The organism is Klebsiella sp. MS 92-3, assembly GCF_000195655.1.
Lineage (GTDB): Bacteria > Pseudomonadota > Gammaproteobacteria > Enterobacterales > Enterobacteriaceae > Klebsiella > Klebsiella pneumoniae.
This window is the reverse complement of record NZ_GL882731.1, coordinates 1-14,216: the sequence shown is the minus strand read 5'-3', so window position 1 is coordinate 14,216 and position 14,216 is coordinate 1. Positions and strand designations below refer to the sequence as shown.

Here is a 14,216-nt window from a genome sequence, read left to right as displayed (position 1 = left end):
CGGGCCGCCCGGCGGGAGAGAACCATCAGAAGTCGGCTTTCAGCACCGCGCGGTAGCGGGCTTTGCCTTCGCGAACGTGCTTCAGCGCTTCGTTAATCTGCGACATCGGGAACAGCTCGGTGGTCGGAGCCACTTTGCTGCGCCCGGCAAACTTCATCAGCGTGCGTAATTCGGACGGATTACCGGTCGCCGAGCCGGAGATGCTGCGGTCGCCGCCGATCAGGGTAAAGGCCGGCACCGGGAACGGCTTCATCACCGCGCCGACGGTGTGGAAGTTGCCGCCGTAAGCCAGGGCTTCGAAGTACGGCTGCCAGTCGAGGTCCACCGCCACGGTGTTGATGATCAGGTCGAACTGACCGGCCAGCGCTTTTAAGGCTTCAGGATCGCGGCTGTTGACCACGAGATCGGCGCCCATCGCCAGCACTTCCTGCTCTTTGGCCGGGTTGGAGCTGAAGGCGGTCACTTCCGCGCCCATCGCCCGCAGCAGCTTAATGGCGATATGGCCGAGGCCGCCGATGCCGATCACCCCGACGCGGCTGGTGGCGGTGACGTGGTGGGTCAGCAGCGGTTTAAAGACGGTGATGCCGCCGCACAGCATCGGGCCGGCGGACGCCAGATCGATGCTCTCCGGCAGGGGGATCACCCACTGCCAGTCGGCGCGCAGCTTATTGGCGAAGCCGCCGCGGTTGAGAATGGTCGGCACCGAGCCTTCCAGACAGTTGATCTGGTTGCCGCTGATGCAGGCGTCGCAATGGCCGCAGCTGCGCGCCGTCCAGCCGATGCCGACCTTCTGGCCAATCTTCAGCCCTTTATCCTGCGCCGCGCTGCCCAGCGCCGCCACCCGGCCAATCACCTCATGACCGGCCACCAGCGGGTAGCTCGACATCCCCCATTCGTTGTCGATCATCGACAGGTCCGAATGGCAGATCCCGCAGTATTCCACTTCAACTTCGACATCTTCCGGCTGCAGCTCGCCGGCATCGTATTCCCACAGCGACAGATCGGCGCCCGCTTCTTTGGCGGCGTAGCTTTTAATGATGCTCATGTTCATTTCCTTGGGGTTGGCGTGATAACCCAGAAAGTGTAGAGCATGGTATTCCCCGGCGCTTGGCAATCGGAGGGGTCGCGAAGCGGGCGGACCAGCCGCCCGTTAAGGTCAGCGGCTGGCCAGCGGCCAATGATTAAGGCGGATGCCGCGCTGCGGGGCGTTCTCGGCAAAATCATCCAGCACCGCCCGCACGTCCGGGTCGAGGTAGCCGACACTGTCGTGCTCGACGATCACCACGCTCTTTTCCGGAATCTTCGCCAGCAGGGCCAGCAGATGCGGATTGTGCAGAAAGGTCAGATTCTGCTGGATGCGCAGCACGTAGTGGTCATCGTAGCGCGCCAGCTGCAGCGAGTGGCGATGGCTGCGCCAGAGGCTGAATGCCATCTGGGTGGCAAGACCAATCCCGATCCCCGCCAGCATGCCGAAGGCGATAATCCCCCCGATGGTGGCGAGGAACGGGACGTACTGCGCCGCACCCTGGCGGAACTGCTCGATGAACAGCCGCGGCGTCGCCAGCTTATAGCCGGTATACAGCAGCACGGCGGCGAGGCTGGCGAGCGGGATTAAGGTCAGCAGGCCGCTGAACCACAGCCCGCAGATTAACAGCAGGACGCCGTGGATAAAGATCGACAGCTTGCTCTGCGCGCCATTGCTGACGTTCACCGAGCTGCGGACGATCACCGCGGTGATCGGCATCGCCCCCAGCACGCCGGAGAGCAGATTGCCGACGCCCTGGGCGACCATTTCGCGGTTCGGCGAAGGCGGCGGATTTTGCGGACGCAGCTTTTTCAGCGCCTCCTGGCTGAGCAAGGTTTCGAGGCTGGCGACCAGCGCCAGGGTTACCGCCACCACCCACACCGACGGATTGCGCCACTCGCTCCACGCCGGAGATTCCAGCTCGCCCAGCAGATCGCCGAGGCTGCCGAACGCCGGCAGGGTAATACGCGGCAGAGCGGCCAGCTGCTGCGGCGCAAAATGGGTCAGCAGCAGGGTGGTCACGCAGCCGAGCAGGACGGCGATCAGCGGCCCGGGGATCCAGCGCAGGCTCTTCACCCGGCGGATAAGCGGCGAGCCCCACAGCCAGAGTACGAGCAGGCCGCCCGCGGCGACGGCAATCGCAGTGACGGAGAAAGCGGCGTTGCCCTGAACCACTTCGGTAAGTCCGGTCTCTTCCGCCGTGCCGAGCGCAACGGGGATCTGCTGCATAATCAGCAGGATGCCGATCGCCGCCAGCATGCCTTTGATGACGCTGGCGGGAACGAGGGAGATAAAGCGCCCGGCGCGCAGGATCCCGAACAGCAGCTGCAGCACGCCGGCCAGCACCAGCGCCATCAGGAAGAGGGAGAAGGAACCCAGGGATTCAATGGCGGCGACGACGATGGTGACCAGTCCGGCGGCGGGGCCGCTGACGGCGAAGCGGGAGGGGCTGAGGGCGGTGACGACCAGGCCGCCGATGATGCCGGTCAGCAGGCCGACGAAGGGCGGTAAGCCGCTGGCCTGGGCGATGCCGAGGCACAGCGGCAGGGCGACAAGGAAGACGACGATGCCGGCGAGAGAGTCCTGACGAAGCGTGTTCATGGGGCGTGCTCCTGCGGTGAGAGGTGTTCGACGAGGGTGGTTAAATGGCCGGAAGCCAGATCGTAGACGCAGCCGTGCAGGCTGAGCGGTCGCCCGCTGGCGAGCACCGTCTGCACCGGTTCACTCTCCAGCAGACGGGCGAACTGGGCGCGAACGTTGGCTTCCACCAGGGCGTCCAGCGCATGGCGAGAGCGCTCCGCGTTGGCGCTGGCGCTGGTGCTGGCGCCGGGGGAGGCCGCAACACAACAGTCATCGGCGATCTGCGCAATTTCGTGATGCAGGGTGTGGCGCAGCTGGCCGATGCGGCGAGCCAGCGCCGAGGATTCCTGCGCCAGCGGCAGAGTGGGCAGGGAGAGCGCCGCCTGCACCCCGCCGCAGCCGTAGTGGCCGCAGAGCACCACCCGCTCCACCTCAAGGTAGTCGAGGGCATACTGCAGGACGCTCATGACGTTGTCGTCGGCGGGATCGAGCATGTTGGCGATATTGCGGTGGACAAAGAGCTCGCCGGGCTGGCTGCCGGTGAGCACCTCGGCGGGCACGCGGCTGTCGGAGCAGCCGATCCACAGCGAGTGGGGCCGCTGCCCGTCGACCCATTTTTCGAAATAGTCCGGATCATGCTGACACTTCTGCAGCGCCCAGCTGCGGTTGCGGGCCAGCAAAGGTTTTAACGTCGTCACAAGTATTCTCCTGAGTTAATTCATCGAGTGAATATGTCCATCAAGACTCGTACAGCGACTAGTAAAAATAGTGTTTACCGGAACCCTTCACGCCTGAGGAAAATCCTGGAATAAACGGCAAAAAGAAAACTTTTCATTAATGTAAAGTTATAAAAATATTGATGAAATTAATATTTGGCTGCGGAGCGAGTGAATAACAAAAAGGCATTGGCTAAAACTTTCTGGAATATATTGGAGTGGTGGTGGGTGGGGTTGGGGGGAATATTGGGGTATAGGCGAGGGGAATTTATCTGGGGAAAGATGGGTTGTGCTGGGGATGTGGTTGAGAGTGAGGTGAGAACAAGTTGAGATAAGTTTGAGTGGGGTTTGGGGTTACCGGGGGAGAAGGGGGGCTGGCAGGGGGAGCCGGGTTCTCGGGGGAGTGAGAGGAGGGGGGCTGGTGGCAGTCGCGCTGTGGAACGGTCGTAAAAGGTGACGCCGCGCAGGATAGCGCTGTTTTTTTCAACACTTAGCGCAATGACGACACGCTGTCGCTTGCATGACCGCCGCCGACAGGTATAATCCAGAACGTTTCCGCATCCCCTTCAGTGCCGAAGTGGCGAAATCGGTAGACGCAGTTGATTCAAAATCAACCGTAGAAATACGTGCCGGTTCGAGTCCGGCCTTCGGCACCATACAAAGCTTTTTTCAAGTCTACTAACGTCTACTTTAGTCCACAAAAACAGTAAGTTAAGTGAGTTTCTGGCTTGGCTTAGTCTGTTCACGTCTACTCAATTCCTTGAACATATACCAACCGATGATGGTATAACTGATGGTATTCCCGGTTCGATTGATTTTGGTACCAACACTGGAGGTATCAACTGATGGCTCTCACCGATATCAAAGTTAGGACTACCAAGCCCTCCGACAAACCTTTCAAACTCACAGATGGGCAGGGTATGCACCTGCTGATCAACCCCAATGGTTCAAAATACTGGCGACTCCAATACCGTTTCGATGGCAAACAGAAAGTTTTAGCATTGGGTGTTTATCCAATGGTCTCTCTTGGTGAAGCTCGCAGGAAACGAGATGAGGCTAAAAAGTTGGTATCTGATGGTATCGACCCTTCCGAGAAGAAAAAGGCAGACAAGATCGAGCAGAGCGAAGCTCTTACTTTTGAATCTGTTGCCAGGGACTGGCATAAGGCTTGTAAAAGGAAATGGTCAGATTCCCATAGCGAGAGAGTTCTAAAAAGCATGGAAGATGGTCTCTTTACTGCTATTGGTAAAAGAAAAATATCCGAGCTTAATACCAGAGATCTTCTTGCCCCTATCAAGGCTGTTGAAGCTTCTGGGCGACTGGAAGTTGCTTCCCGCCTACAGCAAAGAACAACGGCAGTGATGCGATATGCTGTCCAGAACGGGCTGATAGATTACAACCCTGCTCAAGAGATGGCAGGAGCTATTGCGGTAGCTAAAAGAGTCCACAGGCCAGCTTTGCCATTCGAACGATTCTCAGAACTTTTAGAACGAATAGATAGCTTCAAGGGTAGAAAACTCACTAAGTTAGCCGTAAAGCTTACATTGCTCATTTTCATTCGTTCCAGTGAACTCAGATTCGCAAGATGGTCGGAGATCGACTTTGAAAATGCGATGTGGACTATCCCTGGAGAACGCGAACCATTGCCAGGGGTCAAACATTCGCACCGTGGTTCGAAAATGCGAACTCCACATCTTGTTCCTTTGAGTTGTCAGGCATTGGCTGTGCTGACGAAAATCAAAGAGATCAGTGGTGACCATGAACTCGTATTTATTGGCGATCATAATTACCGCAAACCTATGAGCGAGAATACAGTTAATAAAGCTTTGCGAGCTATGGGCTATGACACAACCGTGGAGGTCTGTGGACATGGATTCAGGGCTATGGCTTGTAGTGCCTTGATTGAATCCGGCTTGTGGTCGAAAGATGCTGTTGAACGGCAAATGAGCCATCAGGAGCGGAACTCAGTTCGTGCTGCCTACATACATAAAGCAGAGCACCTTGATGAGAGAAAGCTTATGTTGCAGTGGTGGGCCGATTACCTTGACCTCCTTAGAATACGACAAGTTTCACCATTTGATTTTAAAAAGACTTAACTATGAATAAGTAGTTAATTAATCGTTCTCCCTTATCAACCTTGTTAAGGGAGAATTAATTCAAATAAGCAGTGTTAACTCATTCAAGCTTTGAATACAGTGGAGGGATTAATGAAAGTAGTAAGCCCTTATGAAGAATTAAAAAGCTGGTTTAGTCTCGAAAACTATGAGCAGTTAAAATCACTTACAATCAAAGAACTGCATACAGAGCTTGCCTTTAGAGAAGCGATTTTCGACAGTGTAAATTTTGGTTGGGAAGATGATAATCAAAATTTAAGGTCTATCCTTGAAGGTAATCCTATTTTAAGCATACAAGATAATAATCATGGTCATTTTGGCAAGGGCCAAAGACATGTTGCGCAGGTTAGCTTTGGTGATATAAAAAAATTAGAGAACAAGTTAATAATGTTTAGCATGGTTTTTTTTGAAGAAAATGGCGATTTCAAAAAAGAGTTGAAAAAGAAACCAATAACAAAAACTATGAGAGACTTTTTTCTTAACCAAAATAGCAGCAAAATGTATGTTTCATTTGATTTAGGAATGTCCAGCGATGAAGAAATTATAACAGCCTTACAAACGATGCTACCCATTCTCAGGAAAGAATATGAAATTGAGCCAGTCAAAACAGAAAAAATTGGACTGGCAAAGATAAGAAAACTTGTCGATTACAATATTATCCCAATGATGGATCTATTGATTTGGGCAAAATTTAAAAAAGTAAAAATCTCAAATATGGTCTTGTCTCGTGTCTTGTATCCCGACTTTACAAGTGAGATCAGAGGAGAAGATCACATTAAAGATACAGACAGGCCTGTTGCAGAGAAGTCATTGAATGGAGAAACAACCCGTAGTCTCGAATACTTTATCAGCAAAAACAGCCATCTCCTCAACATACCGATTTCTGAACTCGGCTCTTTCTAGTTGTAAATCATCATGTTAATTGTCAAGGGGAGGGCGTAAATATTTTTCTTCCCCGGAATTTCCTTTCATTCTTCCCTCATCTAACTTTTCAGTTATCAGCATTCCCTTCATAGATACAAATCTGTGTGGCTAATATCTCCGTAACGGAAACGGAGGAGACAGCCAAATGAATACAACCGATACAACCAATCAAAGCTTAATTCGTTTATCAGAAGTCTTGAAACGAACTGGTTTCGGCAAAGCCTGGATCTATCGTCTGATCAAAGATGATAAGTTTCCTGCCCCTGTCAAAATTGGAACTCGTGCAGTAGCTTTCGTCGAAAGTGAGATTGATGCCTGGATTCAGTCTGTTATAGAAACAAGTCGAAATAATGTTGCTTAGTCAATTTGGGAGGCATGTTATGAATATCGAAGAATTTGTGAGTGAAGATAACCATATGTGTAATCTGGGTCAGGACCTTTTTTTTGAAATTTTCGAACCCGGAGCGATTTACGATTTACCTGATAATGATTTTAACAGAAAGATTGTTTACTGGTTAAGCCAGTATTTAGTGGGGAATCTAAGAGAACCGTTAGATTCGATCTCTGAGCTTAATATTTTCGAACAGTTTTATGTTTATGAGACATGGTTCTCGCTAATTAAATGCCCTGATGAAATTAGGAATTTATCGAAACGGATAATTCGATATCAGATTGGGCTGAAAACTCTTTTATAAAAATGTAAAGTTTGGCCCCATATTTTGGCATAAAACCTTACAAAATAACTTACATTATTTTGGTTGCCGTTTATTAGCAAGGCAGTGAGATAGTTTTCGAAGTATTAGGTGTACATAATGGATACTAGATCTACCAGATGATAATTTGACAGGAATAATCGTCTATCTCACTGTTTTAATTTAAATAAATAATTCTAACTATTCAAATAAATTTGTAAATCTACGAAATGCTTATTATTAATATATTGGAATTATACTTTTTGTAAGGTTTAGGAGGAAAATATGAGCAGTATTTATGTAGATTCGTTTATGTTGGAAAATGGTGAGAGGTATTGCCATGTTGTAAATAAAAAAACGGGTGAACCATTGTATTATCCAAATTTGTATATAACAACACAAGTCAGAAATCGGTCAGAGTCTATATCAACAATGAAAGTTATTGCCGGTAGCATTTCATTGTTATATCGATTCTTTATGAGGAAAGAGATCAATATTGATGAAAGAATTCAGAAAAGGATATTTCTGGCTCCTCATGAAATTGATGATTTGATTGAGTTTACTTCATTCAATTTTAAAAGTGGTGTAGATAGTGATTTTTGCGTTTCAAATGTCAAAAAACCAACTAAGTATTTTCGGATTACAACAATAGCTAACTATCTGGAATGGCTATGTAAAATACTTCTTTCTCATACAGGTCAGAAAGATACAATCAAAGAGATACTTGTTTTCATTAACAACATAAAAAGAAAGAAACCAAGAAACAATGACAAATATGTTATGGATATCGAAAAGAGCTTAGACAAAGCTCAACTGGATTCTTTGTTTAGCATTCTTTCGCCAGGAAGTAACTTGAATCCGTTTACGGAAATAGTACAAAAAAGAAATAACCTAATATTCCTATTATTACATTGCTTTGGCATGAGAGCCGGTGAACTTTTGAATCTGCGAATTGGTGACATAGATTTTGCAGAATCAACAATAGCAATAAGGAGGAGAGCAAATGATAAAACAGATTCACGAGTTTATCAGCCATTAGTGAAGACTTGTGAGAGGAAGTTAATTGCTGATGCGAACCTTATATATGAAATTTCAGATTATATCTTGAATGATCGTAGGAAAGTTAAAAATGCTAATAAGCATGACTTTCTGTTTATTACCTATAAGGAAGGGAAGACTCAAGGGCAACCGCTGTCATTTTCTTCATACCATAAGATAGTGAGTGTTGTTCGTCAATCATCCTCGCTTCTAAGTGGATTAACAGGCCATAAATTACGACACACATGGAATTATGAGTTCTCGAAAACAATAGATAAGGCTAAGGACATATCCGACGAAAAAGAGCAACAAATCCGTTCTTATCTAATGGGATGGCTACCAGGTTCAGACACTTCAATAATCTATAATCGCAGGCATATTTTTGAGCTATCGAAAAAAACTGCACTTGAGCAGCAAGAGCAACTATTCAAAGGAGGATTTGATGAATAATTTAATTAAACAAAACTCTGATAAAATGTCAATTCATGAACAAAAAATCGTCACTTTGATTGAGAGCCATGGAATCAATATTAGAGACTTGATATGTGTTATGAACAAAAGTTTGGTTTGTGGATTTGTGAATACATTACAGTATTATTTTTGTAGTAAAAGCCATTTGTATGTAAAAACAATAGTTAAAAATATGAAGAATTTTATTAACAATGTATATCCTAATTACATTGATGATAAAGTAATAATCCAATATCAAAATATGCAATCAGCAAACAAGTCATCATATTTTCGAGGCTTACGGCCATTTTTTACTAAATGGTTTGAATTAGGATACCCCGGAATAGATGAAAGTGCTGTTGAAATAGTAAAACATTTTGACCTAAAAATAAAAAAAGTTGGCCAACCTATATTACAAGATGATCCAACTGTGGGGCCACTGACTAAAGAAGAACACACTTCCTTGAACAAGGCTATGATCCATGCATATAGCATAGGTGAACTGTCACTGTCAGATTATGCAATATCACTATTAATAAGTCTTACCGGTAGACGACCTCAGCAGTTAGTTATGTTGAAATATAAAGACCTTCTTCAAAAGAAATTAGATAATGGTAAAGTAGAATATTTAATTTCAGTACCACGAGTTAAACAAAGGGGTAAACAACTACAATATCGAGAACTGCCAATAATCTCAGAAGTTGCATCAATTGTTCAACTTCAAGCTAATCACTCCGTGAGGCTTGTTGAGCAAACCCTTGGCAAAACCCTTGATGATCATGCCAAAGGCAAGGTTCCAGTTTTCTTGAACGAGGAAAAAATGCTTGATTTAGCCATAATAGATTCTAACTTCCTGGAGTCTAATAAAATATATGCAAAACCAACAATTGCTAACTTAGCACTAAAGAATATTGTTAATAATAGAAATGTAATTTCAAATCGTACTGGTTCTCTACTCAATGTCACTCCTCGCAGGCTTCGCTATACGATAGCAACTAAGCTGGCTAGGGAGGGACATAATGCCAATACTATAGCTCAATTGTTAGACCATTCTTCTACTTCAAGTACGGGAATTTATATTAAAAATCTTGCTGAGAGTGTTGAAAGAATAGATTTTGCTGTTTCAGAACAATTGTCATTTATCGCTGATGCCTTTATGAATGGAATAAAGTCTAAAGAGAAAATACATTTCAAATTTTGTTCTTCGAGAAAATGTCAAAGTCAGAATTTAAATGTAAATTTTCCTTGTAAAGAATGTGCTTTCTTTATGCCAGTTGATATTGACGAGGTAAATCCCCGATGAGTAATATTATTTTATTTAAATCTAAAAAACAAATTACAGCAGAAAACAATTATAATGAATTCATAAATTTTTGCCGCTATCAACTTTCAGGGCTCACCCAAACTCAGGATTGGGAACAATATGTCTGGAAAGGGTATGTAACCTTTAGAAAGATAGGGGTTGGACATAAAGCATTTAACTCCAAAGATGCAATGCATGAAGATTTTCTCGATTTTGCAAAAGCATATATCAGATATCAACACTCATTGAAACCCTTGAAAAATTATGGGGCTACAATGATGGCTTTGAGATGTCTCGAACAGGCTCTTTTGCAAGTTCTGAACAGTGGTCTCATTTATAATGTTACAGCCGTTGTTTTTGATGAGGCAATGCAAATCGGAAGTAAATATTTTGAAGGTAATGTTCTCGCTCAATGTGGGATACAGCTTGAAAAATTATCAAAATTTCTATGTAAACATAACCTTGTGAAATCAGGATACATATCCTGGAAAAACCATGTGAAGCAGAAGGTCAAAAACAACTATCTTCCTGAGATTGAGGACTATCACAGAAATGATAAGTTACCCGATGAAGCAGCATTACTTGCCATTGCTGATATTTTTTCTAAAAATGATGAGCTACTGAGTCCAAGGGATAAATTCACCAGTGCAGTATTTGCACTTCTGCTTTGTTGTCCGAGCAGAATTTCTGAGATTTTAGCCTTACCTGCTGATTGTGAGATTACACAAAAAGATGAGAAGGGTATCGAAAGATATGGCCTGAGATTCTATTCGGTTAAGGGGTATGGCCCCAATATCAAGTGGATTCCACAGGTTATGATACCAGTTGCGAAGAAAGCGATTAGAAGATTGCTTTCCTTATCACAAAATGCAAGGGAGTTTGCTCAATGGTGCGAAAAATATCCTGATAAATTTTACCAACATGAACTTTGCCCAAAAGTTGATGAAAAATCAAAGTTGACAGTTATACAGGTTTGTCATGCACTTGGTTACCCTTTACATGATCACAAATCTTGCGTTCTAAAAATTAAAAAGACAAGTCTGGATGGTGGGAAAAGTTTCTTAAACCCCAATGATTATAACTATTCATTGAGTGAGTTATGGGAAATGATTATCTCTGGTTTTAGTAAAGACTTTCCTTGGTATGATGAAGAAAAATCCATAAGATTTAGCAATGCATTATGTTTATTAAATCCTCGCCAATTTACTTTATCCCAAATGATTGATATCTACTTATTTCATAAGCCAACTAAAGGATTCTTTTTTAATGATATCCAAAATAAAAAACGTAATGAGCATGGATTTAAAAATATTTTCGCCCGACACGGGTATTATGATATTGAAGGTCAGCCACTACTTATTCGCTCACACCAACCAAGACATCTTTTAAACACAATAGCCCATTATGGTGAAATGTCTGAGCTGGATATAGCTAAATGGTCTGGTCGTGTCAATGTGAATCAGAATAGAGTTTATAATCACGTGTCAGAAGAAGATATGTTAGATAAAATCAAAACTATTAAATTGACCATGGAAAATTATTGTCAAAGGAAGTCAATACCCACAAATGAATTGACAGTTGATTTTGATAACCTGAATCAAGGAGCAATTCACTTAACAGAATTTGGTTACTGTGTACATAACTATTTAGTTAAGCCTTGTGCGAAAATTAATCAGTTTGTTGAGTGTGATAATGAAACACTGGACATGAAATCAGTAGATAGAATTAGACTGGAATCAATCCGAGAAAAATTAATGCAATTGATAAATATAACTCAGATCGCTTTTGAAAATGGTGACTATGGGGCTGATAAATGGTTGCAGCACCACGAAAAAAACTTGGAAAGAATTAATAAGCTTTTGAATAATTGAAACAGGAGATGCATATGGCAAAACATTTAAACAGGAGTGAAATAAAGGCAATTACACACATGATACTGACTTGGGACGGCAAAATCACATGGAGTGATTTATGTGAATCAGTTTATAAGAGTTTAAACAGAACTATCACAAGGCAATCTTTAAGTGCTCATGATGAAGTTGTTGAAGCATATAGAACAAAGAAAAATTTGTCCAATTTGAAAAAATCAGGCTTAAAGAAACCAGCCAATTTAACAATTGCGGCACAACAAATATTAAATCTTAAAGCCGAAAATGAAATGTTGAAAAAACAGAACAATAGATACAAAGAGCAATTTAGCTATTGGCAGTACAATGCTTACAGACACGGTCTTACTATGGAACAGTTGAATAGGCCATTTAATAAAAAATAATAGTTGATAGGTTACACCTATTGACAAGTTAAATAAATGCGATAAATATAAATATATGGTCAGGACGACTATTTAAATTATGCAAGGATGCATTTTATGGACAAAAACAAAATAAACCCAGAGTTTACTCTGGAAGAGCAACTTATCATTATCGTCGATAAGTATATTTCAAAAAGATACCAGCCCGGAGATAAAAGTTTTTCATATCAGCTTTACCTAATTTTTGTGGGATATCATTTAAAATATTTCTACCCTAAAAGGATCTATTCCGAATCTAATTGTAATATTGATAACATAATGGCAATGTTTAGCTCGGTATACAAAAGTCTGACAAGCAATCTACTACAACGATTAAATAACAAAGAAGGGGTTCTTAGAGAGCTAAACTCTCTCGTGAACTATATTGACAACAATCAAGAAAAAGCAGAAGGAATTTATACGGTTGTAAGAACACAGTATGAAGTGAAGGTTATCGAGAAAGAGTTAACCCATGAAGTAGTCAGAGTAAGAAATGTTAGATTATAAAAGCTCCCTACGGGAGCTTCATTTCAGTAATCAATTTTAATTACCTACAAACTGCCAGCCGTCATCTGTTTTTAGGAGTTTAATAGATGCTGCTTGCTTGAGATTACCATCAATTACCGTTACGACATTACACTTATAACTTTTATCAGATTCTTTTGTGCAATCAACTTTTTTCACTGATGTAAGATGGCTTCCCGTCCATTTACTTAAAGCTGTATAAATATCTTTTTCTGAGGGTTCGCTGTTACATGCGGTTAGAAGAAATGCTGTAAGAATAACGGTAAGGATTGAGTATGTTTTCATTTTTATTTTTCCAGGAATAATCAGTTAAGAACGCCCGTTTTGGTGTTGTTATTGTCAGTGGAGAACGTCCATTTGCTGACAATTTCGCCTTTAAAATCTATTTCAAGAGTTTTAGACTGAGTCTGCGAACCGCCAGTAAACAGCCCTACAACTGGAATGAAAGTTGTTGCATTGAACTGATTGTTATACATAAAGTATCTCCACTGCTCATTTCCGTCATCGAGTGTGGTTCTTGTATCAGGCTCACCTAATTTAGTGAGTAATTCCGTCTTAGTTGTTTTGTTTTTAATGATCTTTGACTGGAGGCTTTGAGGTGTTTAGTTTTTAAGGTTCTGGTTCCCTGATGTTGAACAGCCAGAAAGCAGGAAGACAATAATAAAAAAAGAGGACTTTATAAATCGGTTCATTTACTTTCTCATTTTAGGTTTGCGGTTGTGTGAAATTAATTTCACCGTATAAAAACAACTCTGTCTGCATACGTTTTTTTAATTTTATAGATAAGAATAATGATGCTTACGAAAAACGTAATGACTGATACAAGAGTGCTGCCAGTCCACGAAAATGCTAACCACGCGAGACCAAATGCAACGAATTGAAACAGGAATGCCACACTGAGCGGGCTTTCACCGTAAGCGATCTTTGCATGGCAGCCTTTACAAATCCGCACACCGTGAGGACTTTGTGTAAAGCAGAACGGGCACTTTATTGTTTCGTTTTTCATAGCAACCCCAGGGTGGAAGATTTACTGCGTGTTTGTAGGGATTCTCGATGGCTGGCTGGCTAAAGTAAAATCACTTGTACCGATCGATGTTTGAATCGTGATAGGTAAAAACTATCATAACTAGTTTATCGATCTGTAATAACGATCAATTTATTGTTGACTTATCCTAAATTAACCACTATCCAAACGATATTGCTGTCAGGGATAAGCGGTAAGGTTTTGTTTATAAATGAATTTTCCTTTCTTTATGTAAAGGTCGGGTTACATAGAGATTTGAGAATCCAGGGAGGGGCTTGTGAAGAATGCTCTTACCATAGCTTCGGAGAAGCTCTGCAAGCCTTCTAAGAAATGGAAGCCAGCCGATAAGCCTGAGATGCTTTTGCTGGTTAACCGCATTCTTTTGGAGAATCTTCTCAACAATCTCGTTTCGTCTGTCTTTTCTGAGTCGCAGTTCGAGTTCAGCAATTTTTTCACTGATACTTTCCTTTCTCTCAGTGGTTTTTAAAATGGTTGCAGGAGCAGAAGCAGGAGCAGGAGCAGGAGCAGGAGCAGG

The 14,216-nt window shown here is 43.5% G+C and carries 14 protein-coding genes, 1 tRNA gene and 2 pseudogenes; 10 read left to right on the top strand and 7 right to left on the bottom strand.

The window, feature by feature from the left end; all coding sequences use genetic code 11:
* Nucleotides 1-25: 25 nt before the first annotated feature.
* The 3 genes from ahr to HMPREF9538_RS23735 form a co-directional block, all read right to left on the bottom strand.
* The gene (gene ahr / locus HMPREF9538_RS23725) at nucleotides 26-1,045 is read right to left on the bottom strand and encodes an NADPH-dependent aldehyde reductase Ahr (RefSeq protein WP_020316401.1); all 1,020 of its coding nucleotides are present in this window, start codon (nucleotides 1,043-1,045) and stop codon (nucleotides 26-28) included.
* Nucleotides 1,046-1,156: 111 nt separating this feature from the next.
* A complete protein-coding gene (locus tag HMPREF9538_RS23730; protein WP_009484064.1) occupies nucleotides 1,157-2,626 on the bottom strand; it encodes a SulP family inorganic anion transporter in 1,470 nt (489 codons plus the stop codon).
* Nucleotides 2,623-3,303: a carbonic anhydrase gene (locus tag HMPREF9538_RS23735; RefSeq protein WP_009484063.1), complete on the bottom strand. Its 681-nt coding sequence runs from the start codon at nucleotides 3,301-3,303 to the stop codon at nucleotides 2,623-2,625. The genes HMPREF9538_RS23730 and HMPREF9538_RS23735 overlap by 4 nt, the downstream gene beginning before the upstream one ends.
* 589 nt (nucleotides 3,304-3,892) lie before the next feature.
* On the opposite strand from HMPREF9538_RS23735, the gene HMPREF9538_RS23740 reads away from it, so the two are divergent.
* The 10 genes from HMPREF9538_RS23740 (at nucleotide 3,893) to HMPREF9538_RS23780 (ending at nucleotide 12,639) form a co-directional block, all read left to right on the top strand.
* A tRNA-Leu gene (locus tag HMPREF9538_RS23740) sits at nucleotides 3,893-3,977 on the top strand.
* A gap of 189 nt (nucleotides 3,978-4,166) precedes the next feature.
* Entirely contained in the window at nucleotides 4,167-5,417 is a 1,251-nt protein-coding gene (locus tag HMPREF9538_RS23745; protein WP_009484062.1) for a tyrosine-type recombinase/integrase, read from the top strand.
* Nucleotides 5,418-5,528: 111 nt separating this feature from the next.
* The gene (locus HMPREF9538_RS23750) at nucleotides 5,529-6,338 is read left to right on the top strand and encodes a DUF6387 family protein (protein ID WP_009484061.1); all 810 of its coding nucleotides are present in this window, start codon (nucleotides 5,529-5,531) and stop codon (nucleotides 6,336-6,338) included.
* A 166-nt stretch (nucleotides 6,339-6,504) separates the two neighbouring features.
* The gene (locus HMPREF9538_RS29195) at nucleotides 6,505-6,720 is read left to right on the top strand and encodes a helix-turn-helix transcriptional regulator (RefSeq protein WP_020316400.1); all 216 of its coding nucleotides are present in this window, start codon (nucleotides 6,505-6,507) and stop codon (nucleotides 6,718-6,720) included.
* 19 nt (nucleotides 6,721-6,739) lie between these two features.
* The gene (locus HMPREF9538_RS23755) at nucleotides 6,740-7,054 is read left to right on the top strand and encodes a hypothetical protein (RefSeq protein ID WP_020316402.1); all 315 of its coding nucleotides are present in this window, start codon (nucleotides 6,740-6,742) and stop codon (nucleotides 7,052-7,054) included.
* Between the two features lie 282 nt (nucleotides 7,055-7,336).
* Complete coding sequence (locus tag HMPREF9538_RS23760) at nucleotides 7,337-8,539, top strand: tyrosine-type recombinase/integrase (protein WP_020316397.1); 1,203 nt, start codon at nucleotides 7,337-7,339, stop codon at nucleotides 8,537-8,539.
* Nucleotides 8,532-9,842, top strand: coding sequence for a tyrosine-type recombinase/integrase (locus HMPREF9538_RS23765; RefSeq protein ID WP_009484058.1), 1,311 nt, complete (start codon nucleotides 8,532-8,534; stop codon nucleotides 9,840-9,842). Before HMPREF9538_RS23760 ends, HMPREF9538_RS23765 begins: the two co-directional genes overlap by 8 nt.
* Entirely contained in the window at nucleotides 9,839-11,713 is a 1,875-nt protein-coding gene (locus tag HMPREF9538_RS23770; protein ID WP_009484057.1) for a DNA-binding protein, read from the top strand. The genes HMPREF9538_RS23765 and HMPREF9538_RS23770 overlap by 4 nt, the downstream gene beginning before the upstream one ends.
* Before the next feature lie 14 nt (nucleotides 11,714-11,727).
* Nucleotides 11,728-12,114, top strand: a complete 387-nt coding sequence (locus HMPREF9538_RS23775) for a hypothetical protein (protein ID WP_032419631.1) — start codon at nucleotides 11,728-11,730, stop codon at nucleotides 12,112-12,114.
* A gap of 87 nt (nucleotides 12,115-12,201) precedes the next feature.
* A complete protein-coding gene (locus tag HMPREF9538_RS23780) occupies nucleotides 12,202-12,639 on the top strand; it encodes a hypothetical protein (protein WP_009484055.1) in 438 nt (145 codons plus the stop codon).
* A 36-nt stretch (nucleotides 12,640-12,675) separates the two neighbouring features.
* Here HMPREF9538_RS23780 and HMPREF9538_RS29190 read toward each other — a convergent pair whose 3' ends face one another.
* The 4 genes and pseudogenes from HMPREF9538_RS29190 to HMPREF9538_RS29180 form a co-directional block, all read right to left on the bottom strand.
* A complete protein-coding gene (locus HMPREF9538_RS29190; protein WP_009484054.1) occupies nucleotides 12,676-12,942 on the bottom strand; it encodes a hypothetical protein in 267 nt (88 codons plus the stop codon).
* Nucleotides 12,943-12,962: 20 nt separating this feature from the next.
* Nucleotides 12,963-13,349 (bottom strand): annotated as a pseudogene (locus HMPREF9538_RS0126875) (hypothetical protein).
* A 41-nt stretch (nucleotides 13,350-13,390) separates the two neighbouring features.
* Complete coding sequence (locus HMPREF9538_RS32740) at nucleotides 13,391-13,663, bottom strand: hypothetical protein (protein WP_000787429.1); 273 nt, start codon at nucleotides 13,661-13,663, stop codon at nucleotides 13,391-13,393.
* 223 nt (nucleotides 13,664-13,886) lie between these two features.
* A pseudogene (locus tag HMPREF9538_RS29180) lies at nucleotides 13,887-14,216 on the bottom strand (relaxase); the annotation flags it as partial.